General features: G+C 44.1%; 22 protein-coding genes. 11 read left to right on the top strand and 11 right to left on the bottom strand.

Translation table 11 applies throughout. From position 1 onward, the window contains the following. Window positions 1-22: 22 nt before the first annotated feature. Window positions 23-1216 (bottom strand): lysophospholipid transporter LplT, encoded by a 1194-nt coding sequence (gene lplT / locus ACJHXB_RS01055; protein ID WP_000004627.1) that lies wholly within the window; start codon window positions 1214-1216, stop codon window positions 23-25. Then, window positions 1209-3368 (bottom strand): bifunctional acyl-ACP--phospholipid O-acyltransferase/long-chain-fatty-acid--ACP ligase, encoded by a 2160-nt coding sequence (aas, locus tag ACJHXB_RS01060; protein ID WP_000899043.1) that lies wholly within the window; start codon window positions 3366-3368, stop codon window positions 1209-1211. Before aas ends, lplT begins: the two co-directional genes overlap by 8 nt. A 585-nt stretch (window positions 3369-3953) precedes the next feature. On the opposite strand from aas, the gene galR reads away from it, so the two are divergent. Next, window positions 3954-4985 carry an HTH-type transcriptional regulator GalR gene (gene galR / locus ACJHXB_RS01065; protein WP_000201064.1) on the top strand — a complete coding sequence of 344 codons (1032 nt, stop codon included), beginning with the start codon at window positions 3954-3956 and terminating at the stop codon, window positions 4983-4985. A gap of 6 nt (window positions 4986-4991) precedes the next feature. On the opposite strand, the gene lysA is transcribed toward galR, so the two are convergent. Then, window positions 4992-6254 (bottom strand): diaminopimelate decarboxylase, encoded by a 1263-nt coding sequence (gene lysA, locus ACJHXB_RS01070; protein ID WP_001120697.1) that lies wholly within the window; start codon window positions 6252-6254, stop codon window positions 4992-4994. Window positions 6255-6375: 121 nt separating this feature from the next. Between lysA and lysR the strand changes: the two genes are divergently transcribed. Beyond that, the gene (gene lysR / locus ACJHXB_RS01075; RefSeq protein ID WP_000741817.1) at window positions 6376-7311 is read left to right on the top strand and encodes a DNA-binding transcriptional regulator LysR; all 936 of its coding nucleotides are present in this window, start codon (window positions 6376-6378) and stop codon (window positions 7309-7311) included. On the opposite strand, the gene ygeA is transcribed toward lysR, so the two are convergent. The 5 genes from ygeA to ACJHXB_RS01100 form a co-directional block, all read right to left on the bottom strand. Next, entirely contained in the window at window positions 7298-7990 is a 693-nt protein-coding gene (gene ygeA, locus ACJHXB_RS01080) for an amino acid racemase (RefSeq protein WP_000848649.1), read from the bottom strand. The genes lysR and ygeA overlap by 14 nt on opposite strands. A 128-nt stretch (window positions 7991-8118) precedes the next feature. After that, complete coding sequence (gene araE / locus ACJHXB_RS01085) at window positions 8119-9537, bottom strand: arabinose-proton symporter AraE (protein ID WP_000256438.1); 1419 nt, start codon at window positions 9535-9537, stop codon at window positions 8119-8121. A gap of 314 nt (window positions 9538-9851) precedes the next feature. After that, on the bottom strand, window positions 9852-10613 hold the full coding sequence (gene kduD / locus ACJHXB_RS01090; RefSeq protein ID WP_000603518.1) for a 2-dehydro-3-deoxy-D-gluconate 5-dehydrogenase KduD: 762 nt from the start codon (window positions 10611-10613) through the stop codon (window positions 9852-9854). 29 nt (window positions 10614-10642) lie between these two features. After that, window positions 10643-11479, bottom strand: a complete 837-nt coding sequence (gene kduI, locus ACJHXB_RS01095; RefSeq protein WP_410233451.1) for a 5-dehydro-4-deoxy-D-glucuronate isomerase — start codon at window positions 11477-11479, stop codon at window positions 10643-10645. A 286-nt stretch (window positions 11480-11765) separates the two neighbouring features. Beyond that, window positions 11766-12947, bottom strand: coding sequence for an acetyl-CoA C-acetyltransferase (locus tag ACJHXB_RS01100; protein WP_000656041.1), 1182 nt, complete (start codon window positions 12945-12947; stop codon window positions 11766-11768). A gap of 254 nt (window positions 12948-13201) precedes the next feature. Here ACJHXB_RS01100 and ACJHXB_RS01105 point away from each other — a divergent pair, with 254 nt between their 5' ends. The 4 genes from ACJHXB_RS01105 (at window position 13202) to yqeJ (ending at window position 17141) form a co-directional block, all read left to right on the top strand. Continuing rightward, on the top strand, window positions 13202-14431 hold the full coding sequence (locus ACJHXB_RS01105) for an amino acid permease (protein WP_001604752.1): 1230 nt from the start codon (window positions 13202-13204) through the stop codon (window positions 14429-14431). 459 nt (window positions 14432-14890) lie between these two features. Next, window positions 14891-15523 (top strand): helix-turn-helix transcriptional regulator, encoded by a 633-nt coding sequence (locus ACJHXB_RS01110; protein ID WP_001305805.1) that lies wholly within the window; start codon window positions 14891-14893, stop codon window positions 15521-15523. 333 nt (window positions 15524-15856) lie between these two features. Beyond that, on the top strand, window positions 15857-16666 hold the full coding sequence (locus ACJHXB_RS01115) for a transcriptional regulator (protein ID WP_001328926.1): 810 nt from the start codon (window positions 15857-15859) through the stop codon (window positions 16664-16666). Further along, a complete protein-coding gene (yqeJ, locus tag ACJHXB_RS01120) occupies window positions 16659-17141 on the top strand; it encodes a protein YqeJ (protein ID WP_001604755.1) in 483 nt (160 codons plus the stop codon). The genes ACJHXB_RS01115 and yqeJ overlap by 8 nt, the downstream gene beginning before the upstream one ends. Window positions 17142-17173: 32 nt before the next feature. Here the strand turns inward: yqeJ and ACJHXB_RS01125 are convergent, their stop codons facing one another. Together ACJHXB_RS01125 and yqeK are read right to left on the bottom strand one after the other, a co-directional pair. Further along, window positions 17174-17254, bottom strand: coding sequence for a hypothetical protein (locus tag ACJHXB_RS01125; RefSeq protein WP_077636476.1), 81 nt, complete (start codon window positions 17252-17254; stop codon window positions 17174-17176). A gap of 35 nt (window positions 17255-17289) precedes the next feature. Further along, window positions 17290-17715, bottom strand: coding sequence for a protein YqeK (gene yqeK / locus ACJHXB_RS01130; protein WP_000350603.1), 426 nt, complete (start codon window positions 17713-17715; stop codon window positions 17290-17292). Window positions 17716-18144: 429 nt separating this feature from the next. Between yqeK and ACJHXB_RS01135 the strand changes: the two genes are divergently transcribed. The 5 genes from ACJHXB_RS01135 (at window position 18145) to ACJHXB_RS01155 (ending at window position 22038) form a co-directional block, all read left to right on the top strand. Then, the gene (locus ACJHXB_RS01135; RefSeq protein ID WP_001604759.1) at window positions 18145-18636 is read left to right on the top strand and encodes a hypothetical protein; all 492 of its coding nucleotides are present in this window, start codon (window positions 18145-18147) and stop codon (window positions 18634-18636) included. Between the two features lie 226 nt (window positions 18637-18862). Continuing rightward, the gene (locus ACJHXB_RS01140; RefSeq protein ID WP_000102383.1) at window positions 18863-19354 is read left to right on the top strand and encodes a tetratricopeptide repeat protein; all 492 of its coding nucleotides are present in this window, start codon (window positions 18863-18865) and stop codon (window positions 19352-19354) included. A gap of 334 nt (window positions 19355-19688) precedes the next feature. After that, entirely contained in the window at window positions 19689-21065 is a 1377-nt protein-coding gene (gene ygeH, locus ACJHXB_RS01145) for a HilA family transcriptional regulator YgeH (protein WP_001604760.1), read from the top strand. Between the two features lie 167 nt (window positions 21066-21232). Then, complete coding sequence (locus tag ACJHXB_RS01150) at window positions 21233-21451, top strand: hypothetical protein (RefSeq protein ID WP_000184104.1); 219 nt, start codon at window positions 21233-21235, stop codon at window positions 21449-21451. Window positions 21452-21534: 83 nt separating this feature from the next. Then, window positions 21535-22038 (top strand): lytic transglycosylase domain-containing protein, encoded by a 504-nt coding sequence (locus ACJHXB_RS01155; protein ID WP_019843029.1) that lies wholly within the window; start codon window positions 21535-21537, stop codon window positions 22036-22038. Window positions 22039-22056: 18 nt separating this feature from the next. Here ACJHXB_RS01155 and ACJHXB_RS01160 read toward each other — a convergent pair whose 3' ends face one another. Then, complete coding sequence (locus ACJHXB_RS01160) at window positions 22057-22689, bottom strand: LuxR C-terminal-related transcriptional regulator (RefSeq protein WP_000516283.1); 633 nt, start codon at window positions 22687-22689, stop codon at window positions 22057-22059. Window positions 22690-22874 lie beyond the last annotated feature (185 nt).

Consider the following 22874-nt stretch of genomic DNA (forward strand, 5'->3'; position numbering starts at 1 on the left):
CGGTTAAAACCGGCGTTAAATATTAATGACGGCGCTGCCAGATCCACAGCGCCGTTATTGCCAGCGCAAATAGCGCACCGAAGCCAATGCCAATGGGCACGACCGGGATGCCTACCATTACCGCCAGCGAGTAAATGCCCAGCATCAACAACATGGCGCTGTTTTCGCCAAGGTTTTGTACTGCAATCGCATTCCCCGCCCCGACGCTTTTTTTACCCCGCTCCTGTAGCAACGCATTGAGCGGTACTACAAAAAAGCCCCCCAGCACGCCAATCAGCATCAACAAGGCATAGGCTGGCAGCAGCTCGTGTTGCAGGGAGAAAATCAGTACCACCACGCCAATCAAAATCCCGGCTGGCATACAGCGTGACACGGTTTCCAGCGTAACTAACTTCGCTGCCGCACCAGCGCCAACCACGATACCAATCGCTACCATCGCGTTGAGATAGGTCGGCGTAGCGTTATCGGTAATGCCCAGCGCCACCGGTACCCACAGCACCAACAGGAAACGCAGCGTGACACCCGCTCCCCAGAATAAACTGGTGCCCACCAGCGAAAAACGCGTTTCACCATTGCGCCATAGCGAGGTGCAGGCATTCAGGAAACTGCGGGTCATGCTGATGAGATTCCAGGACTGCCCCGGACGCGCCGCCACCAGTTTGGGAATGTAGATATTGGCAACGACCGCACCACCGTAGGCCAGTGCGCATGCGGCCAGGGCGACCAGGACATGCCAGTCAGCCAGCACACCACCGGCTACGGAACCGAGCAAAATCGCCGCTATGGTAGAAGCTTCCATTAAACCGTTAGCTTTCACTAACTTACTACCCGTGGTTAATTCGCCGAGAATACCGTATTTCGCCGGTGAATAGGCTGCAGCACCAACACCCACCAGCGTATAGCCGAGAAACGGATTGATACCAAAGCAGATACTGGCTGCGCCCAGCAGCTTCAGGCCGTTGGCAAACATCATCACCCGGCCTTTGGCGAAGCTATCCGCCACCTGTCCGACAAACGGCGCAAAAAGAATGTAAGCACCTACAAACACCATTTGCAGGATGGGCTGGCTCCACTCCGGATAGAACTGCGCTTTCAGTAACGCCAGAGTGGCAAACAGCAGCGCATTATCGCCAAACGCAGAGAGAAACTGCGCCACGATAACCGCTTTCATCCCCTTCGACCACAACGAAGTGTTAGTGTGCACTGACTCACTCATCGTGTTGTTCCGCTTCGTCTACCCAGCTTTTCAACGTGACAAAGTCAGGTTTGCCGCTGCCAAGTAATGGCATCTGTTTCAGATAGCGAATATCGCGCGGTACAGCAAGCTCCGGCACGCCGTGCTCGCGGGCATACTGTTGCAACTTATCGCGCGTCAGTTCGTTATCTGTGGTGAAAAGCACCAGTGCCTCGCCTTTGCTGGCATCGCTCTTAATCGCAGTGGCATGGACTTTATCTGGCGAAACACCAAGTGCCAGTTGTTCCACCATTTCCAGCGACACCATTTCGCCTGCAATTTTGGCAAAGCGTTTTGCGCGGCCCTGAATCTGCACAAAGCCCTGCTCGTCGAAACGCACAATATCGCCAGTGTCATACCAGCCGCGCTCCATTTCGCCGCGAACATTCTCGGCGGTGGGCACTTCCAGTACACCTGGCTTCTCCACCCGCAGATAGCCGTTCATTATGTTCGGCCCTTTCAGTTGCAGGCGTCCGCCCTCTTCGATACCAGGAACCGACAACAGGCGCGCGTCCATACCTGGTAGAATACGCCCTACCGTACCGGGTTTCGCCGCCATCGGTACGTTGATAGAAACGACAGGCGCGCACTCGGTCACACCGTAGCCTTCAAGGATGCGCAGGCCAAATTTATCCTGCCAAAGCTGTTTGGTACTTTCTTGTAGTTTTTCTGCGCCTGCCACCACATAGCGTAGACGATAGAAGTCATACGGGTTGGCGAAACGCGCGTAGTGACCGAGGAAAGTCGAGGTACCGAACAACACGGTGCAACTGCGGTCATACACCAACTCCGGCACAATACGGTAATGCAGCGGGCTTGGATAAAGGAACACTTCTGCACCTGTGAGCAGTGGCGTAAACAGGCCTACCGTCAGCCCAAAGGAGTGAAACAGCGGTAACGCCGACATAAAGCGATCGTTGGTGGTGAAGTCGGCAATCGTTTTAATCTGCTCGACGTTCGCCAGAATGCTTTTATGGCTATGGACGACGCCTTTCGGATGGCCTTCAGAACCGGAGGTAAAGAGGATCAGCGCCTCTTCTTCCGGCTGCTGTTTAACCTGTGCCAGACGCGGCATCAGCAAATGAGAGAAGATCCACACTTTGTCGGCAGTGGTGACATCTGCTTTTAAATCTTCCAGATAGACCCAGCGCACCTGAGTAAGTTGCTCCGGCAGATGCCAGAGTTTGCCTTTATCGAGAAACTGGCGGGAAGTGAAGATGGTTTTGATTTCAGCTGCCGTAATGGCGCTGGTCAGCCCTTTTACCCCAGCGGTGTAGTTCATCATTGCAGGAATGCGACGACGGGCGATGGCCCCAAAAATCACTGCCGCACTGATGCCTGCATTGGGTAGCATTAAGCCGATGCGTTCGCCTTCAACACTGTATTTTTCAAGGATGCGTCCAACAAACAGCGTTTTCGTAAGCAATTTGCGATAGGAGTCTGGGGTAAAGTTGACGTCTTCGACACATTTCTTCCCGGCTCCGAAGCGGTACATTGCGCTCAGTAAAGATTCGTACAGCGTTTCACGCGGGCGCACCGCCATACGCGCTTCCATCATTATTTGATGCAGCATTTCGCCAGCGATTTTGCGACGGTCACGGGCACGCGGCGCATCCGGCATCTCCACCTGCGTTGGTGGCAAAATATGCAGAGTAATTTGCGGGAACAAGCGACGTTTAACCAGACCTTTCAGGCGGCTGAAGTGCGTAAGTTCCGCCCCTTCAATACGCACAGGAATAACCGTTGCACCAGACTTCGCCGCGACAAAACCCGCACCATCGTAGATTTTCATCAGCGAGCCTGTGGTGGTGATTCGTCCTTCAGGGAAAATCACCACTGGTCGGCCCTGTTCCACCAGACGTACCAGATGTTTAATCGCCATAGGTTGCGTCGGGTCGAGAGGAACAAAGTCGATAAATGATTTCAGCCAACGCATATACCACTGTTGGCTTATTGAGGTGTAAACGGCAAATACCGGACGTACGGGTAAAAACAATGCCAGCAGTATGCCATCAATAAAAGAGACGTGATTAGGCGTGATTAGAACGCGCTCGCCCTTCAGTGCCTGGGTGTCACCCGTAACGCGAACGCGATACAAAACACGGCACAAATTTCGAAAAAAGCTAAAAAGCATTCCAACTCCCTTTGCTCTGATTCAGTAAAAGCGAATGGAGGGAGATTACACGAGATAAAGAACGCGAGCGACAGTAAATTAGGTGCGAAAAAAAACCTGCGCATCCGCGCAGGTTGGTGCAAGAGACAGGGTACGAAGAGCGTACCGAATAATCTCACCAATCAATACCTCTGGGATCTTGATTGTGGTCTGCACGACGACTCTTCGCCAGCGAGAAAACGCAAAGGAATGAAGGGAAATGCAACGAGGTGTGTAAATTGTCGGTTACTGTTACAGATTGATGACCGGCAAAAAAAAACCTGCGCATCTGCGCAGGCTGGTGTAATTCATGTGCTCAACCCGAAGTTGACTTCACCTATCAATACCTCTGGGATCACCACTTTAGCAACCTGAAGCCAAACGCCACCAGCGGTCAATCGCAACAGCGTTTCGCAAAGTGTAACCAAAGGTTTGCAATCTCTTTTTTTGTCTTACTTATTTGCGTTTGGCTCACATTCCCACGATGAAAACACGCCGCCCCTTGAACCAACGGGCGTTTTCCGTAACACTGAAACAATGTAAGCGTTTACCCACTAAGGTATTTTCATGGCGACAATAAAGGATGTAGCCCGACTGGCAGGCGTTTCAGTCGCCACCGTTTCCCGCGTCATTAATAATTCACCCAAAGCCAGCGAAGCTTCCCGGCTGGCTGTGCATAGTGCAATGGAGTCTCTTAGCTATCACCCGAACGCCAACGCCCGTGCGCTGGCACAGCAGACCACTGAAACGGTCGGTCTGGTCGTTGGTGATGTTTCCGATCCGTTTTTCGGTGCAATGGTGAAAGCGGTCGAACAGGTGGCTTATCACACCGGTAATTTTTTATTGATTGGCAACGGTTACCACAACGAACAAAAAGAGCGTCAGGCCATTGAGCAACTGATCCGCCATCGCTGTGCTGCGCTGGTTGTCCATGCCAAAATGATCCCGGATGCCGATTTAGCCTCATTAATGAAACAAATGCCCGGTATGGTGCTGATCAACCGTATCCTGCCTGGCTTTGAAAATCGTTGTATTGCTCTGGACGATCGTTACGGTGCCTGGCTGGCAACGCGTCATTTAATTCAGCAAGGTCATACCCGCATTGGTTATCTGTGCTCTAACCACTCTATTTCTGACGCCGAAGATCGTCTGCAAGGGTATTACGATGCCCTTGCTGAAAGTGGTATTCCGGCCAATGATCGGCTGGTGACATTTGGCGAACCAGACGAAAGCGGCGGCGAACAGGCAATGACCGAGCTTTTGGGACGAGGAAGAAATTTCACTGCGGTAGCCTGTTATAACGATTCAATGGCGGCGGGCGCGATGGGCGTTCTCAATGATAATGGTATTGATGTACCGGGTGAGATTTCGTTAATTGGCTTTGATGATGTGCTGGTGTCACGCTATGTGCGCCCGCGTCTGACCACCGTGCGTTACCCAATCGTGACGATGGCGACGCAGGCTGCCGAACTGGCTTTGGCGCTGGCGGATAATCGCCCTCTCCCGGAAATCACTAATGTCTTTAGCCCGACGCTGGTACGTCGCCATTCAGTGTCAACTCCGTCGCTGGAGGCAAGTCATCATGCAACCAGCGACTAACCGCAGTTAAAGCAATTCCAGCGCCAGTAATTCTTCGATGGTCTGGCGACGGCGAATTAACCGCGCCTGACCATTATCAAACAGAACTTCTGGTAACAGCGGACGGCTATTGTAGTTGGATGACATTGACGCGCCATATGCCCCCGTATCATGCAGTACCAGATAATCCCCTGCCTTCACTTCCGGCAAGGCGCGGGTTTCAACATTTCCCCCTTCCTGCTGGGTAAAGACATCGCCCGATTCACATAACGGCCCGGCGACGACGGTTTCCACCGTTGGTGCGTGTTCCAGAGAACGACCATCAGCTGCCAGGGCACTGATATGGTGGTAACTACCGTACATTGCCGGACGCATCAGATCGTTGAACCCGGCATCAACCAGCACAAAGTGGCGGCTACCCATTTGTTTGACGCTCCGCACTTGAGTAATTAATACGCCAGCCTGCGCTACCAGAAAGCGACCCGGTTCAATTTCCAGTTTCACAGGATGGCCCAAATGGCGGGCGATTTGCTCACGCGCGGCATTCCACAGACCATAATAATGTTCGGTATCAACCGCCTCTTCACCCTGTTGATAAGGAATAGAAAGCCCACCGCCCGCAGAAATAGCCTGTAAATCCTGACCGAATTCGAGGACCTGACGCACCATAGCACCACACACTTGCTCCAGATGGGCATAATCAACGCCAGAACCAATGTGCATGTGAATGCCGACCAGCTGTAGATGATGACGTTGTATCACGTCCAGTGCGGCGGGCAGATCGGTATACCAGATACCGTGCTTGCTGTTTTCGCCACCGGTATTGGTTTTTTGGCTATGTCCGTGACCAAACCCCGGATTAACGCGCAGCCATACCCGATGCCCTGGCGAAACCTGGCCCAGTTGGTCGAGCATATCAACAGAACCCGCATTCACCGGAATTTGCAATTCACTGACGCGTTCAATCGTCGCCTGATCGATAACATCTGCAGTAAAAACAATATCATCGGGGTGCGTTTGCGGATTGTAACCCGCCGCCAACGCACGCTCTATTTCGCCTAACGAGACGGAATCCACTTTCACGCCCTGCTCACGCATTAAGCGCAAAATATGAATATTGGAACAGGCTTTCTGTGCGAAGCGCACCACATCAAACTGTTTCAGCGCTGCAATCTGCCGACGAATAATTTGCGCATCGTAGACCCACACCGGGCAGCCAAATTCTGCGGGCAAACGCAGCAGATTTTCGGCGGTGAGATCGGTATCAGTGCTGAACAGTGAATGTGGCATAACAAACTCCAGATAAGTGCTTTTTTATGATTACGCCACATCATAAAAAGAATAAAAAATATCGATTTATGTTGAGTCTATGCAAAAATGATATGGATTACCGGATTGCGAGAGAGCGCTAATGGCCGCCGTTAACTTACGTCATATTGAAATTTTTCATGCGGTAATGACCGCCGGAAGCCTGACTGAGGCGGCACACCTGCTACACACCTCACAGCCAACTGTCAGCCGCGAACTGGCGCGCTTTGAGAAGGTGATCGGGCTGAAATTGTTTGAGCGCGTACGTGGACGATTGCATCCTACCGTGCAAGGACTGCGTCTGTTTGAAGAAGTGCAACGATCCTGGTACGGACTGGATCGCATTGTCAGCGCCGCAGAAAGTCTGCGCGAGTTTCGCCAGGGAGAACTGTCTATTGCCTGCCTGCCGGTCTTTTCGCAATCTTTTTTACCGCAGCTCCTGCAACCCTTTCTGGCACGTTATCCCGATGTCAGCTTAAATATCGTGCCCCAGGAATCACCGCTACTTGAAGAGTGGCTCTCGGCCCAGCGTCATGATTTAGGACTCACTGAGACACTCCATACGCCTGCGGGAACAGAACGTACCGAATTACTCTCTTTAGATGAAGTGTGTGTGTTACCTCCGGGTCATCCGCTGGCGGCAAAAGAGATATTAACGCCAGAAGATTTTCACAGTGAGAACTACATCAGCCTTTCCCGTACTGACAGCTATCGCCAGTTGCTGGATCAATTGTTTACTGAACATCAGGTTAAACGACGCATGATCGTAGAAACCCACAGCGCCGCGTCAGTCTGCGCAATGGTACGGGCGGGGGTAGGTGTTTCGGTGGTTAACCCGCTCACCGCACTGGATTATGCGGCAAGCGGTTTAGTGGTGCGGCGGTTCAGTATTGCGGTTCCGTTCACCGTCAGCCTGATCCGCCCCCTGCACCGCCCGTCATCAGCGCTGGTTCAGGCGTTTAGTGGGCATTTACAAGCGGGGTTACCGAAACTGGTCACTTCTCTTGACGCTATTTTGTCGTCAGCTACGACAGCATAAAAGCGACAGCATCCTCGGCATGGATCGCCGCGGTATCAAACACAGGCAGAACACTGCGCTCTTCTGGCACCAGTAAACCAATTTCCGTACAGCCAAAAATGACACCCTGCGCCCCCTGTTCTGCCAGGCGAGCAATCACTTGCGCATAATAAGCGCGTGACGCTTCAGTAAATTGCCCCAGACACAGTTCTTCAAAAATAATCTGATTAATCTTCGCCCGTTCATCCGCTTCAGGAATAAGACAGTTGATGGAAAATTGTTCCGTCAGCCGCCCGCGATAAAAATCCTGTTCCATGGTGTAACGCGTACCCAGCAGCGCCACACGAGTCATTCCAGCCCGGATAATTGCACGTCCAGTGGCATCCGCAATGTGTAAGAAAGGCAGAGAGCAACGAGACTCAATGGCATCCGCCACTTTGTGCATCGTATTGGTACATAACACAATGCCTTCTGCGCCCGCCCGCTGTAAGCCAAGCGCCGCCTCAGCCAGAATATCCCCGGTTTTGTCCCACTCGCCGCGACGCTGGCACTCTTCTATTTCATGAAAATCGACGCTATGTAGCAGCACTTGCGCAGAGTGAAGCCCACCAAGCCGCTGTTTAATACCTTCATTAATCAGACGATAATAAGGAATAGTGGATTCCCAGCTCATTCCTCCCAGCAAACCAATTGTTTTCATTCCTCTCTCCTGATGTGTGTTACCGCAACAAGGCTGAATAAGGAACGAGACAAACGCCTCAACGGCCAGGTGCCCAATCTCTATTAACGAAAAAAGGACCGGATGTACAGCACATCCGGCCCGTGAAATCAGACGCCGATATTTCTCAACTTCTCGCCTGCCATCAGTTTGCGTTCGATATGTTCCAGCGTGACATTTTTGGTTTCCGGAATGAGCCAGAAAGTGATGCCCACAAACGCAATGTTCAGCGCAGTGTAGAGCCAGAATGTACCGGCAGCGCCAATGCTATCAAGCAGTGTCAGGAAGGTCGCGCCGATAATCATATTCGACACCCAGTTCGTGGTGGTCGAACAGGTAATACCGAAATCGCGGCATTTCAGCGGCTGAATTTCAGAGCACAGGATCCACACCACTGGCGCGGCGCTCATCGCATAACCGGCAATACACATCATCGTCATGCCAACAGAGAGCCAGGACAAGCCACTGGAAGCCGTACCGTTATCAAACTGCATCAGGCAATAGCCCAGCACCAGAGTGCCTAACGCCATCACGCTGAAACCAATTTTCAGAGCCGGTTTACGCCCTGCTTTATCTACCGTAAAGACCGCAATGAAGGTGGCGAACATAAAGGTCAGCCCTACGACCAGAGTCGCAATCATCTGTTGTTCTGTGGTCGTAAAGCCCGCCATTTTGAAGATCCGCGGCGCGTAGTACATGATGATGTTCATACCGGTAAACTGCTGCATCGCCTGCAACAACATACCGAGAAACACAGCACGACGGACGTTACGGTTGATCTTAAACAGTGCCCAACCGCCCTGTTTTAACTTCAGGCTTTCACGAATTTCGTTGAGTTCTTCTCGCGCTTTTTCCGACGTATCGCGCAGCATACGCAACACTTCTTCCGCCTCAATATGACGCCCTTTTTCCGCCAGCCAGCGCGGGCTATTTGGCAGGAAGACAACCAGAATAATCAGCAGGACTGCTGGTAAAGCAAGAACCCCCAACATTGCGCGCCAGTTACCGCTATAACTGAACGCTGTATCGGATAAAAACGCCAGCACGATGCCGAGTGTGACCATCAACTGGTACATACTGATCATCTTACCGCGAACGTTTTCACTTGCCATTTCAGAAAGATACAGAGGAGCGGTGTAAGACGCGATCCCGACAGCAATGCCCAGCACCACACGAGCGGCGATTAACATCTCTACGCTGGTCGCAAAAGCGGACCCTATAGAACCGAGTACAAACAGGATGGCCCCCGCCATCAGGCTGTATTTACGCCCCAGGCGGAACGACAGCCAACCATTAAACAGCGCACCAATTGCTGCGCCGAGCATCATGCTACTAACCACCCATTCCTGCAAACGGCTGGTCAGCACAAAGTGATCGGTAATGAACGGCAAGGCTCCGGCGATTACGCCGATATCAAGACCAAATAACAATCCTGCGACCGCAGCAGCTACCGAAACAAACATATTCATACGCCGCGTATCCCGCAAAGAACGTGGCGTTAAAGCAGATTCCGTATTGATAGTAACCATTTTTTCCTGCCAGCAGAGAGTAAGACATAGTGAAAAAATACGTGAACAATTCACACAGGTGTCAGGTCGGAAATAGCATAAATATGGATTAAATTGCTGCGACATGTCGTTATGTGATGGATATTCCAATTTTCAAATTAAGTTGAATAATTGAGATTATTATTAACCACCTAATTTTAAAGCAGATAAAATTCATAAAGTTCATTAATTGATAATTGATATGGATTATTTCATAACCATGATATGGATTATGATGATCTACAGGTATAAAAAACCCTGCCATGCGGCAGGGTCATAAAAGTAAGAAGAATGGATTAACGAGCCAGCCAACCGCCATCCACGGCAATGGTATAACCATTCACATAATCTGAAGCACTGGAGGCAAGAAACACTACCGGCCCCATCAGGTCACTCGGCAGTCCCCAACGGCCAGCTGGAATGCGGTCGAGAATTTCCGCGCTACGTTGTTCATCTGCCCGTAGTTGTTGAGTATTGTTGGTTGCCATGTAACCCGGAGCTATCGCATTAACATTAATGTTGTGTTTAGCCCATTCATTCGCCATCAATCGTGTCACGCCCATCACGCCGCTTTTTGATGCGGTATAAGAAGGCACACGGATCCCGCCCTGGAAGGAGAGCATTGACGCGATATTGATAATCTTGCCGCCATTGCCTTGCGCGATAAAGTGTTTCGCCGCTGCCTGAGACATGAAGAATACGCTCTTGATATTCAGGTTCATGACATCGTCCCAGTCTTTTTCGCTGAACTCGAGAGCATCTTCGCGCCGAATCAATCCGGCGTTATTCACCAGGATATCAATATGACCAAACTCAGCTACCGCGCGATCCAGCAGTGCTGGAATGCCATCAATCTTTCTCAGATCGGCGGTCAGGCTTAAAAAACGACGCCCCAGCGCCGTGACCTGCTTGATGGTTTCAGTCGGTTCAACGATGTTAATGCCAACAATGTCACAGCCCGCTTGCGCCAGCCCCAACGCCATCCCCTGGCCCAGTCCAGTATCACAACCAGTGACGACCGCAACTTTACCTTCGAGAGAAAATGCACTTAAAATCATAACAATACCTTATTCGTTTATGCCCACAACTAGCGCAAATCTTTAACGGCCACATGGTCCATATCATCAAAGACCTGGTTTTCACCGACCATGCCCCAGATAAAGGTATAAGCTTTGGTTCCGACACCGGAATGGATCGACCAGCTCGGGGAGATCACCGCCTGCTCGTTATGCATCACAATATGACGCGTTTCTTGCGGCTGCCCCATCATGTGGAAAACGCAGGCGTCATCATCCATATTGAAATAGAAATAAACTTCCATCCGGCGCTCGTGGGTGTGACACGGCATGGTGTTCCACAAGTTACCCGGAGCCAGCTCCGTCAGCCCCATACTCAATTGGCAGGTATCCAGTACATCCGGGACAAAATATTTGTTAATCGTGCGACGGTTACTGGTGAGGTTATCGCCTAACGTGACTGGAGATACTTCGTCCGGTGTGACTTTTTTGGTGGGATACGTCGTATGCGCAGGTGCGCAATTGTAATAAAACTTCGCCGGAGTAGCGGTATCAATACTGGCAAAGACAACTTCTTTTGCACCTTTACCAACATACAGGGCTTCGCGGTGATCGATTTCATAGCATTGACCATCGACGGTAATCGTACCGGCACCGCCAATATTGATAACACCTAACTCGCGACGTTCCAGGAAATAGCTTACGCCGAGTTGTTTACCAACTTCCCCGCCAACGGAAACCGTTTTAGTTACCGGCATAATGCCGCCAACAATAATACGGTCAATGTGGCTGTAAACCATGGTGTACTCATCGGCGACAAATACCTTTTCAACCAAAAATTCATTGCGCAGCCCCTGGGTATCCAGCGTTTTTGCATGCGCACTGTGGATGCTCTGTCTTACGTCCACATCAACCTCCGATAATCAGTGAAGCGTGAAAATAGAAAACGATAGTGAAACGCTGTTTCGTTTTCTCTATAAGGGGATGATATGCCCACGGGATAGGGTTTTCAATTAAAAATAAAACAATGTTTCATTTTTAAGTTAAGGACTGAAAAAAGTGCAGTGTCGATCACGAATATGTCATGAGAATGGAAAAATCAGGGAGCCCTGAAAATGTATGTCGACTCGCCAGCCACCATTATTCAACAGATTAATGACGGCTGATATTTATCGGTAAGGAGGAAATGCAGAGCTATTCGTCACGTTCAATGGTCAATGCCACGCCCTGGCCCCCGCCGATACAAAGCGTAGCCAGTCCTTTGCGGGCATTACGTTTCACCATTTCATGAACCAGAGAAACGAGGATTCGGCAACCGGAAGCGCCTATTGGGTGACCGAGTGCGATCGCGCCACCATTGACATTGACCCGACGCTCATCCCATTCAAGCATCTTGCCAACCGAAAGCGCCTGTGCAGCAAACGCTTCATTAGCCTCGATAAGATCGACATCAGCCAACTGCCAGCCAACACGCTCCAGGCAACGGCGGGTCGCATACACCGGCGCAATTCCCATCAATGCCGGATCTACACCAACGCTGGCAAATGCGCGGATGCGGGCCAGCACGGGTAAATTCAACGCTCGTGCTTTGGCTTCGCTCATCATCATTACTGCAGCTGCGCCATCGTTTATGGATGATGCATTACCCGCTGTCACAGAGCCGAGACTATCAAATGAAGGATTTAAACGGGCTAAGCCTTCTGCACTGGCGTCAGTGCGTGGCTGTTCATCGGTATCAACAACCAACGTCTGACCGTTACTTTGGGTCATTACCGGGACGATCTCATCTTTAAATCGTCCGGCGTCAATCGCCGCTCGCGCTTTTTGTTGCGAGCTAAGTGCGTAAGCATCCTGCAACTGACGGCTGATGCCATATTCGCGAGCCAGATTTTCGGCGGTGACACCAATATGATAATCATTGAAGGCATCCCACAACCCATCGTGCACAAGACTATCAACCAACTGGCTATTGCCAAGCTGTGCACCGGTGCGGCTATCAGTCAGAACATGTGGTGCGCGACTCATGTTTTCCTGACCACCGGCGATGACAATATCAGCCTCGCCACACTGTATCGCCTGAGTAGCCAGATGCAGTGCTTTAAGCCCGGAACCGCAAACGTCATTAATCGTGATTGCAGAAACGCTGTTAGGAAGACCACCTTTAATAGCCGATTGTCTTGCCGGATTCTGCCCTGCCCCTGCAGTCAACACCTGACCAAGAATCACTTCATCCACCGCATATGCAGAAACACCGGTACGTTCTATTAACGCTTTCACGACCAGGCTGCCAAGTTCCACGGCGGAATGACCCGCTAACGCACCACGAAAGCAGCCGATAGGTGTCCGTAACGCCCCGACAATCACAACGTCTTTCATCACAACCTCGCACCAATTAACAGTGCAATAGTAAATGATTGTTAATTACAGTTATCTTAATTGTTTAAAAAAAGTGATTTTTATCACAAAGGAAATACGCCTGACCAGCAGTCAGAGACATAACTGGCACGTAAGGTTTGCAACCACTAACCCACCAATAGAGAGGTAGAAAGGGCGTTAATCTCCCATACTTAACCTGGTTTATGGTAAATTGCCCTCCATTTTGTTTAATTTGTAGATGATACGTTCAGATAATGTCTAATATTTGGTCAAAAGAAGAAACTCTGTGGAGTTTCGCGCTCTACGGCACAGCCGTTGGTGCAGGCACGCTCTTCCTTCCTATTCAGTTAGGTTCGGCAGGGGCTGTGGTCCTGTTTATTACTGCTCTGGTCGCCTGGCCTTTAACATATTGGCCACATAAAGCCTTATGCCAGTTCATCCTCTCATCAAAAACATCAGCAGGTGAAGGGATAACGGGCGCGGTAACACACTACTATGGCAAGAAGATTGGTAATCTGATTACCACGCTGTACTTCATCGCCTTTTTTGTCGTCGTGTTGATATATGCCGTGGCAATTACCAACTCACTTACGGAACAGCTGGCAAAGCATATGGTTATTGATCTTCGCATCCGTATGTTGGTGAGTCTGGGTGTTGTATTAATCCTGAATCTCATTTTTCTAATGGGACGCCATGCCACTATTCGGGTAATGGGATTTTTGGTATTCCCATTGATTGCCTATTTCTTATTTCTTTCTATTTACCTGGTCGGTAGTTGGCAACCTGATCTATTAACTACCCAGGTAGAGTTCAATCAGAATACCCTTCACCAGATATGGATATCGATTCCCGTGATGGTTTTCGCCTTTAGCCATACGCCCATTATTTCTACGTTTGCCATAGACAGACGTGAAAAATATGGCGAACATGCTATGGATAAATGCAAAAAAATTATGAAAGTCGCTTATCTCATCATCTGCATAAGTGTACTGTTCTTTGTCTTTAGCTGCCTGCTTTCTATTCCACCTTCGTATATTGAAGCGGCTAAAGAAGAAGGGGTTACCATTTTATCGGCGCTTTCTATGCTGCCGAACGCCCCAGCATGGTTGTCAATTTCCGGGATTATTGTCGCAGTCGTTGCGATGTCGAAATCATTCCTGGGTACGTACTTTGGCGTTATTGAAGGTGCCACGGAGGTCGTCAAAACAACACTGCAGCAGGTTGGTGTAAAGAAAAGTCGTGCATTTAACCGCGCACTATCAATTATGTTGGTATCGCTGATTACCTTCATTGTTTGTTGCATTAACCCGAACGCGATATCGATGATTTACGCGATCAGCGGCCCGCTCATTGCCATGATACTTTTCATCATGCCTACGCTGTCAACATATCTCATCCCGGCGCTTAAACCCTGGCGTTCCATCGGAAATCTGATTACGCTGATCGTGGGTGTCCTGTGCGTATCGGTAATGTTCTTTAGCTAATATCCATTGTGAATGGTTCAAAATTGCTACAATTTTGAACCATTCCAGTTTTCATAATGTTCATTTGTTATAATTCCGCTCTATCACTTCTCTCGTCATATCCTAGTATTATCAGTTAGTTAAACACACAAAGAGATCTGAACATCTTAAATAAGACTATTTAAGATGCATAACTTAGATTCGCAAGATATCTTCTGGTCATTCAAAAACAATTTGCGATATAGATATTCTCATACCATGAGATAGTTATCTGAACCACCATCAACCAGGTAAGATTAAATCAGTGAAACATAATCATATTTAATAACGAGAAATGCATTTTTAAATGCTTTACTCAGAATTATAGCAAATACAGATTAATCGCAATTTTTCCCAGCAAAATTACAAAATCATGGTGTATTGACATCATCAATAACCAATGAAATTATGCAATTATATACGGATAGGGAGGTTCTTAACATGGGGCTTTGTAGTCGTTATAAAAGTCTTACATGCAATAGTTGCTCAATGCATTGCCAAATAATGCCAGAAGAGTCACCGCGTTTGCAGTATTGCGCAAACTCGTGTTTTTGTATGTGGCCCGAAGAAAGTTCATATTTTAATCGTGGTGTGGTGGAAGGTATCTTAACAAAAAACCACAATGCGAGATTAAGCGGATATATTTTTGTCGATTTTTCAGTAAGTTTTTTACGTCTATTCCTTGAAAAAGACTGGATTGACTATCTTGCAAGTACTGACATGGGGATTGTTTTAGTCAGCGACCGAAATATGCAATCGTTAGCTAACTACTGGCGAAAACACAACTCTGCAATATCTGCTGTCATATATAATGATGATGGTCTTGATGTTGCCAATGAAAAGATCAGACAACTATTTATTGGTCGTTATTTATCATTTACCAGAGGGAACACATTAACTCAGATGGAATTCACCATAATGGGATATATGGTTTCTGGTTATAATCCATATCAGATTGCTGAAGTTCTGGATATGGATATCCGTAGCATCTACGCGTACAAGCAACGAATCGAAAAGAGAATGGGTGGTAAAATAAACGAGTTATTTATTCGTTCACATTCGGTCCAACATTGATACTCAATAATCTGCCAGAATCATACTCTGCTTATACGGGCATCTATTGAAATGCCCGTATTTTACAAATAAGCAGTACCCCCAAGAGTAAACAACATGGTATTTAAAACCATCACACGAAAAATTCAGAAGCATTACGAAATATGAATTTACAAACAATAGTGGCATAAATGTTAATCATGTTAATTTACGTAAAGTTTTAGGTTGCGACATTAAAGCCTCATTTCAATCATTATGATAAATATAAAATTAATATATATTTATGCCGTAAATACCAATATACTTAGCAAACTATGTGATTTCCATTTCGATTGATTTAGTGTCTATTGACGTATGTACTGGATTATTAACGATAATATCGAGTTCTGGCCTGAGCACCGAAAATTAATATCGGTACATAACGCCGATCTTAACGTCGTTCTGACAACGCCAGCCAGTCGTTGTTTATCACTTCTACTTGAAGCTTTTCCTGATGTGGTTGCACAACAAGATTTTTTCACCAGAGTCTGGGAAGAAGAAGGTATGCGTGTGCCAACTAACACGTTATATCAGAACATATCCATTATCAGACGCGGATTTCGCGCTGTTGGTGATACCACCCACTCGCTTATTGCAACCGTGCCGAGAAGAGGATTCAAGATTCATAATGACATTAACATACAAAATCATGCAATAAACTCTTCAACAGACGCACATACACACAATGCCCCACCTGCCGTAAAAGGTAATGCGGGGTACAAAGAGAGCATTGGAAGCGCAAACAATTTCAATAACAAAATCCTCAAACATATAAAAAGTTATCTAATTATGTTGAGCATATTTGCTATAGGCGTATATTCTGCACATTGGCTATGGAATAATAATCAACCGAAACCTTTCTTCAAGGATTACAAGACTGTTGCGGAAATTAATGGCTGCCATTTTAATGTGACAGAAGATACAATTGATGGGTTGAAAGAGTTCGATAAATATAAGACACGGATACTGGATTCGGGGATTAACTGTAAAAAATATCCGTGGTTATACTTCCCTCTTGCAAAATCCTCACCAGGGATGATTGTTATGGCATGCAATAAAAACTATAACCAACATGAAGTGGCAGGCTGTTTAACCCTGTCTTACCGTGAGGTTAATCGTGATTGATTATAAAAAAAACTTATTATTTATTTTTGTTTTTATCAGTGGGTTTATTCTCTTCATTGTTTACTCTTATACTGCAGAAAAAATGATATATAATGAAACATGCACTGCAAATTGGGTAATTTTTAATGACAAGGGGCGAGCAAATCTTACCATCGACTTTATGTATAACCAAAAAAATAAAACAGGAACTGTTGCGTTGAGCGGAACCTGGCAACAAGGTAACGGAGAAAGTAAGTCAATACGGCGAAATATTGAATACACATGGATTGAAAACTATGACACAGCCCATTTAACATCAAAGAAAGTTAATAAATTTGAGATCATGGATCAAGTCGATGATGATAGACTTGCAGAATTTATTCCTGATTTTTATGTCTTTCCAGAAAAAAGTGTAAGCTATAATATACTAAAGCAAGGTAAGCATGCTTTTATTTTGAGTATTGGTAACAGAGCAATAATGCATTGTACAAGGTAAACTTAAACAGATAATAAAAAGATGGAACCTCGTTAATCATAAAACAATAAAATTAAATATGCTTGTAGTATATGCCAGTATAAAGCATCAAATTTTTGATCAACATCTTTCATTTTAGATATCACCTTGCAATGTAAAATATCATGCATCAACAACATCTGGTGCAAATCCATGAGTCGAACTCAACATTCATCTTAGCTCTATTATTATTCCTTCGTACAGTCGATGTAAACAATACAGAAAGAGGATTATTAAGAACCAGTTTACTTAGTGAATCAATAGAGGAAAGGACTAACGTTTCTTTAAAAGAATTGATTTCATCATCTGTTAAACTAAACTCATCATTGACAGATCGTGAGATATAGCTGTTTTTAACTTTACTCTTTACGTTGACTTTACTGACAGAATTAACATTCACATATCTTGAATTTAGTGCCCATGATGTTGTTTGCGTGAGAACCTTCTCAGCATTAAGGAATTTTTTTAACGGAATCCTTGGTTTCTTTTTCGAGTCCGAATTTACAATATCATGCATATAGACCATTTCATGAATCTGCGAAAACTCAATGTCCATTATATACCTCACATTTTTACCGTGACTCGATGTTACTGTTCAATAATCACCTTCCATCAATACTAAATTTAATACCCCTAATGTGCCGATAACAAATATAGTCATTCTACGTAACGTCTCCATAAGGTGATAACCTTGATCAAATGAATTTCGAAAATAATAAAGGAAATCTTTTGAGATGTTTGTCACGAATAAAGCTATTTATGTTACCAATATCATTTCGAGTGTGCACACTATCTATCTGTTTTTTCAGGATATAAAAAACAACATGTAAGTTATGTAAATTGCCGATGCTACTAGGTAACATTATGGTAAAAAAAGTAAAAATGAGCGATTTTTGATAGAATAAAGCATGAGAAAAGGTGATATTTGACATTATCAGAAGCTGCGAATTCGGATTTTGCTCTAATCAAATGAGAGAAATGTAAAATGAAGCCACGAAATATTAATAATAGCCTACCACTGCAACCATTAGTTCCTGATCAGGAGAACAAAAATAAGAAAAATGAAGAGAAATACGTGAATCCAGTTAAAATTACGATGAGGTCTGGTTTAAATTATATTGAACAAGAATCTCTTGGAGGAAAATATCTAACACATGATTTGTCAATAAAGATAGCGGATATTTCTGAAGAAATAATTCAGCAAGCAATATTATCGGCTATGAGCATATATAAATTTCCGATAACAGATGATTTAATGAGTATGGCTACAAATGAACTCATAAAACTGGCCAAAATAGAGAATAATTTAGACCTGAATAAATTCTCTACTATATGCACCGACGTTCTATCCCCCCTCGTCACCAGACATAATAAAGAAAAAAAACCAGACGACTTACTACCCTTCGCAAAAATCCCCTTTTTAATTTTCATCGAAAAAATGGAAATTGACAATATGAATCCAGATCATGCACATTAAGGCATTTATGAAATGTCGTAATTAAGATAACTAATAAGGTGAATATTAGCAAAACAACTAATGACATTATTGGTTTATAGTGGCCAGTATATTTACTAATAATGAACCAATATACCCATAAGCAATGCAAGCTTAAAACTCATAATTCAAAAAAGATAAATGCAAAAAAATTAATGAGTCAATCAATAATAATTTAGCATCACGAAACACATCACAGAGGAATATTATGAGCACAGATACACTTGAAATATTCAATAACAGTGATGAATGGGCAAGTCAACTAAAACACGCATTATCGCAAGGAGAAAATCTGGCATTACTACATGGATTGACTCCTGATATCCTTGATAGAATATATGCATATGCATTCGACTACCATGAAAAAGGTAATATAACGGACGCAGAAATTTATTATAAATTTCTGTGCATTTATGCGTTCGAAAATCATGAATATCTAAAAGGTTTTGCATCAGTATGCCAGTCAAAAAAGAAATATCAACAAGCATATGACCTTTACAAACTAAGTTACAATTACTCCCCGTATGATGACTATTCAGTTATTTATCGTATGGGTCAATGTCAAATTGGGGCTAAAAATATCGATAACGCAATGCAATGTTTCTATCATATTATTAACAATTGTGAGGATGAAAGTGTTAAGAGCAAAGCGCAGGCATATATTGAACTCTTAACTGATAATTCAGAAGATAATGGCTAAGCATTACAATCTTTTGGTTAAAATTGCTGGTTATAGTGCAGTTAACTACTATGACCAGCTTCTCTTATGTTTTCTTAAATCAACATCTTAAAACAGTTAAGAACACACTATAAATTATTATTTTTCAACGCGTTAGAGAACAATCTATTTTATCAAAATTGAATAAGGCTATTTCAGATTACATCACTGAATTCCTAAGATAAATTAGTGAACACAACCATAGATATGTCGAATGTAAACTCCTGTAGCATTAATGACACATAAATATGAATAGCCACAATTTCTATTGCTTATGCAGGATGCAAGAAACCAATTTTTTCATAGAGGTTAACTAATGGACTTAGAAAATAAATTCTCATATCATTTTCTTGAGGGATTAACGCTCACGGAAGATGGAATTCTTACTCAAGGAAATGAGCAGATTTATATTCCACCGAAAGAGTTAGGAGTATTGATCGTATTACTTGAATCCGCTGGTCATGTTGTCCTGAAAGATATGATCATCGAATCAGTATGGAAAAATATTATTGTAAGTGACGAGTCCCTGACAAGATGTATCTATTCTTTGCGCTGCATTTTTGAAAAAATTGGCTATGATCGTTGCATAGAAACAATCTACCGGAAAGGTTATCGTTTCAGTGGACAGGTTTTCAAAACTAAAATAAATGAAGATAACACTTCAGACTATTCCATAGCTATATTTCCTTTCACCACTTCATTGAATACTCTGGATCCATTAATACTTAATCAGGAATTAGTGCAAAACATTTCGAATAAAAAAATCGATGGCCTTTATACCTATCCAATGGCTGCGACAAATTTTTGTAATGATCACATATCGCAAAATTCATTTTTGAGAAGATTCAAGCCAGATTATTTCGTTACAGGAAGAATAAACCAGAATAACGCGGTGAAAACTTTATACATTGAACTGATCGACGCTAAAAATCTTTTCCTCATCGCCAGTAATCATCTTCCTGTTGATGAACTACATAACACATCACAATTTATTATAGATAATATCCTTCAAACGGTACATAATCCAGAGCGTTCTGTAAGATTAGCTAAACCGGACCAAGGTTACAAGAATCATTATTTATCAGATGAACTGTTGGCTGGTAAGAAAGAACTTTACGAGTTTACACCTGAAAGCATTTACAGGGCTATGACTATATTTGATGGATTACAAAATAAAAGTGATATACAGACGCTAAAAACAGAATGCTATTGTCTGCTAGCGGAATGCCATATGTCTTTGGCACTTCATGGAAAATATGAACTTGAACTTGCTGCTCAAAAAGCATTAGAGCTTTTAGATTATGTATCAGACATAACCAATGTCGATGGAAAAATTTTAGCCATTATGGGACTGATAACTGGTCTGTCTGGACAAGCAAAAGTATCTCATATCTTATTTGAACAGGCTAAGATACACACAACTGATATAGCCTCTCTCTACTACTATAGAGCACTTGTCAACTTTCATAATGAAAGAATTGAAGAGGCAAGGATTTGTATAGACAAATCACTACAACTCGAACCCAGAAGACGAAAAGCAGTTGTGATAAAAGAGTGTGTAGATATGTATGTGCCTAACCCGCTCAAAAGCAACATGAAACTCTACTATAAAGAAACTTCGAGTGAAAGCCATCGAGTTATAATTGACAACATTTTGAAACTAAAGCAACTGACGAGAATTTGTATGCGATAAATCTTTATTGTCGCAATTTTACTGTTTAGATGTATGCAACTGGTTATGTAAACAACAGAGATGAAAACATCTAAGATAATTACCTTATTGCAATATATATCAAATACTCTAGATTAAAAAGTATTGTGTATAGACTATTGGCCTGGACAAATAAAAAAGGGAACTTTATGACTAATCCAATCAATATGAATAATTTTTCTCAAAGTTTAAATATAGCAACCGCAACGGGTGATGAAGTCGTTTCATTAGATAAACACATCACCACCAGTGCTACTGATACAGATCAAATACAAGCATTTATAGTTTCAACATGGATGGCATCTTTTCAAAATGATATGTATTCAAAAGATAATCCTATCTCTCCTTACTATGAACTGGAATGGTAGACAATTGACCACTTAAATGATTAACGAGATACTGATTATATTAGTATCTCGTTCATTTCCTTCAATCCTATACATAAAAATATATGCGCTTACCCAAAGTTAAAATCTTATCCATCTTCATCTTTTCTATATTAATTACAAAAATGTCTTTCGCCAGTAGCGCTTGCTTTAATGAAGCAGGATCAATTTTCAGAATCGAGCCAAATTTGATCAAAGCTATCGCTCTTGTTGAAAGTAATTTAAAAAATGATAGCATCGGCAAGAACAGGGATAAGAAAAACAATATAAAGAGTTTTGATTATGGTTTAATGCAGATAAACCAGATGCACATTCCCATGTTAAAAAAACGTGGAATAATAAAAGATGAACGAGATTTGTTAGATAACCCCTGTCTGAACATTAAAATAGGGACCGAGATTTTATATAATCATTTTTCACGTTGTGGGGTAACGTGGCAATGTCTGGGGACATATAACGCGGGTTTTGCAATGGAAAACCAAAAAAAGAGGCTGAAATATGCAAAAAAAATATATGTTGTATATACCAGGCTTAATGAACTAGACAAGCGTAAGGCTTTAGCAAAATGAGCCTAAAGCCTCTTTTTTTTATATAGTGCAAACACCCATACGTAAAGCTGTTTTGATCAACTCGATACCACTGTGAACATCTAATTTCTTCATGATATTGAGTCTATGTGTTTCGACTGTTTTCCTGCTTAACTGCAAGAAATTAGCGATTTCTTTGTTTGTTTTTCCATCAGCTATGAGTTGTAGTATTTCAGACTCACGATTTGTAAGTTGATTATCAGAGGAATATCTTGAAGATATTTTTTCACAATCCATGTGTACACTATCAAAATAAGTGTAACCATTACTAATCGAATCAATAGCGCGATTTAGTTTCGCCGGGTGACTGGTTTTCCATACGCATCCTTTCGCACCGGCTTCAAGCAATTTTATTGAATCAATATACGGCATTTTTGCTACAAATGTAATAATATGAGCATCTATTTTATGCGATTTAACCCATTTTATGAGTTCGGACCCCATCATTCCACCTGCAAATTCTCCTAAAATAAATATTTGGGCTGCAGATTTGTTACACTCCGCTATAGCTTTCTTCAGATCTTTATAGCCCCCAACAACCTCATATAAATCGGGATAATGTCCGAGAAATCCAATTATCCCATCAATCATAAACGGCTGCTGATCTGAAACTACAATTTTAATCTTTCCCATATATTCATCCTGAGTGTAAATGCTATAACGCATTCATTTATAATCATCCCTTCCATTATTATTATAAGCAAAATCCAAAGAATACATTGATGAAATAATAATGAAATATAATTAAAAATAAAATTTCGCGTAAGCAGAATAACACCAGTGTTGAAAAATCATTAGGCGTTTAAAATATTAGGATT

The organism is Escherichia sp. WS3227_2 (assembly GCF_046486495.1).
In the GTDB taxonomy this organism is placed as follows: Bacteria; Pseudomonadota; Gammaproteobacteria; order Enterobacterales; family Enterobacteriaceae; genus Escherichia; species Escherichia coli.

Excerpts from the sequence above, each read along its gene's own strand:
- lysR (WP_000741817.1), top strand. The coding sequence starts at position 6,376 with ATGGCCGCCGTTAACTTACGTCATATTGAAATTTTTCATGCGGTAATG.
- ygeA (WP_000848649.1), bottom strand. The coding sequence starts at position 7,990 with ATGAAAACAATTGGTTTGCTGGGAGGAATGAGCTGGGAATCCACTATT.
- ygeH (WP_001604760.1), top strand. The coding sequence starts at position 19,689 with ATGGACTTAGAAAATAAATTCTCATATCATTTTCTTGAGGGATTAACG.
- kduD (WP_000603518.1), bottom strand. The coding sequence starts at position 10,613 with ATGATTTTAAGTGCATTTTCTCTCGAAGGTAAAGTTGCGGTCGTCACT.
- lplT (WP_000004627.1), bottom strand. The coding sequence starts at position 1,216 with ATGAGTGAGTCAGTGCACACTAACACTTCGTTGTGGTCGAAGGGGATG.
- galR (WP_000201064.1), top strand. The coding sequence starts at position 3,954 with ATGGCGACAATAAAGGATGTAGCCCGACTGGCAGGCGTTTCAGTCGCC.
- araE (WP_000256438.1), bottom strand. The coding sequence starts at position 9,537 with ATGGTTACTATCAATACGGAATCTGCTTTAACGCCACGTTCTTTGCGG.
- ACJHXB_RS01115 (WP_001328926.1), top strand. The coding sequence starts at position 15,857 with ATGTACTGGATTATTAACGATAATATCGAGTTCTGGCCTGAGCACCGA.
- ACJHXB_RS01105 (WP_001604752.1), top strand. The coding sequence starts at position 13,202 with ATGTCTAATATTTGGTCAAAAGAAGAAACTCTGTGGAGTTTCGCGCTC.
- ACJHXB_RS01135 (WP_001604759.1), top strand. The coding sequence starts at position 18,145 with ATGAAGCCACGAAATATTAATAATAGCCTACCACTGCAACCATTAGTT.
- ACJHXB_RS01100 (WP_000656041.1), bottom strand. The coding sequence starts at position 12,947 with ATGAAAGACGTTGTGATTGTCGGGGCGTTACGGACACCTATCGGCTGC.
- ACJHXB_RS01110 (WP_001305805.1), top strand. The coding sequence starts at position 14,891 with ATGGGGCTTTGTAGTCGTTATAAAAGTCTTACATGCAATAGTTGCTCA.
- yqeK (WP_000350603.1), bottom strand. The coding sequence starts at position 17,715 with ATGGACATTGAGTTTTCGCAGATTCATGAAATGGTCTATATGCATGAT.
- lysA (WP_001120697.1), bottom strand. The coding sequence starts at position 6,254 with ATGCCACATTCACTGTTCAGCACTGATACCGATCTCACCGCCGAAAAT.
- ACJHXB_RS01155 (WP_019843029.1), top strand. The coding sequence starts at position 21,535 with ATGCGCTTACCCAAAGTTAAAATCTTATCCATCTTCATCTTTTCTATA.
- ACJHXB_RS01150 (WP_000184104.1), top strand. The coding sequence starts at position 21,233 with ATGACTAATCCAATCAATATGAATAATTTTTCTCAAAGTTTAAATATA.
- ACJHXB_RS01140 (WP_000102383.1), top strand. The coding sequence starts at position 18,863 with ATGAGCACAGATACACTTGAAATATTCAATAACAGTGATGAATGGGCA.
- ACJHXB_RS01125 (WP_077636476.1), bottom strand. The coding sequence starts at position 17,254 with ATGAAAGATGTTGATCAAAAATTTGATGCTTTATACTGGCATATACTA.
- aas (WP_000899043.1), bottom strand. The coding sequence starts at position 3,368 with ATGCTTTTTAGCTTTTTTCGAAATTTGTGCCGTGTTTTGTATCGCGTT.
- ACJHXB_RS01160 (WP_000516283.1), bottom strand. The coding sequence starts at position 22,689 with ATGGGAAAGATTAAAATTGTAGTTTCAGATCAGCAGCCGTTTATGATT.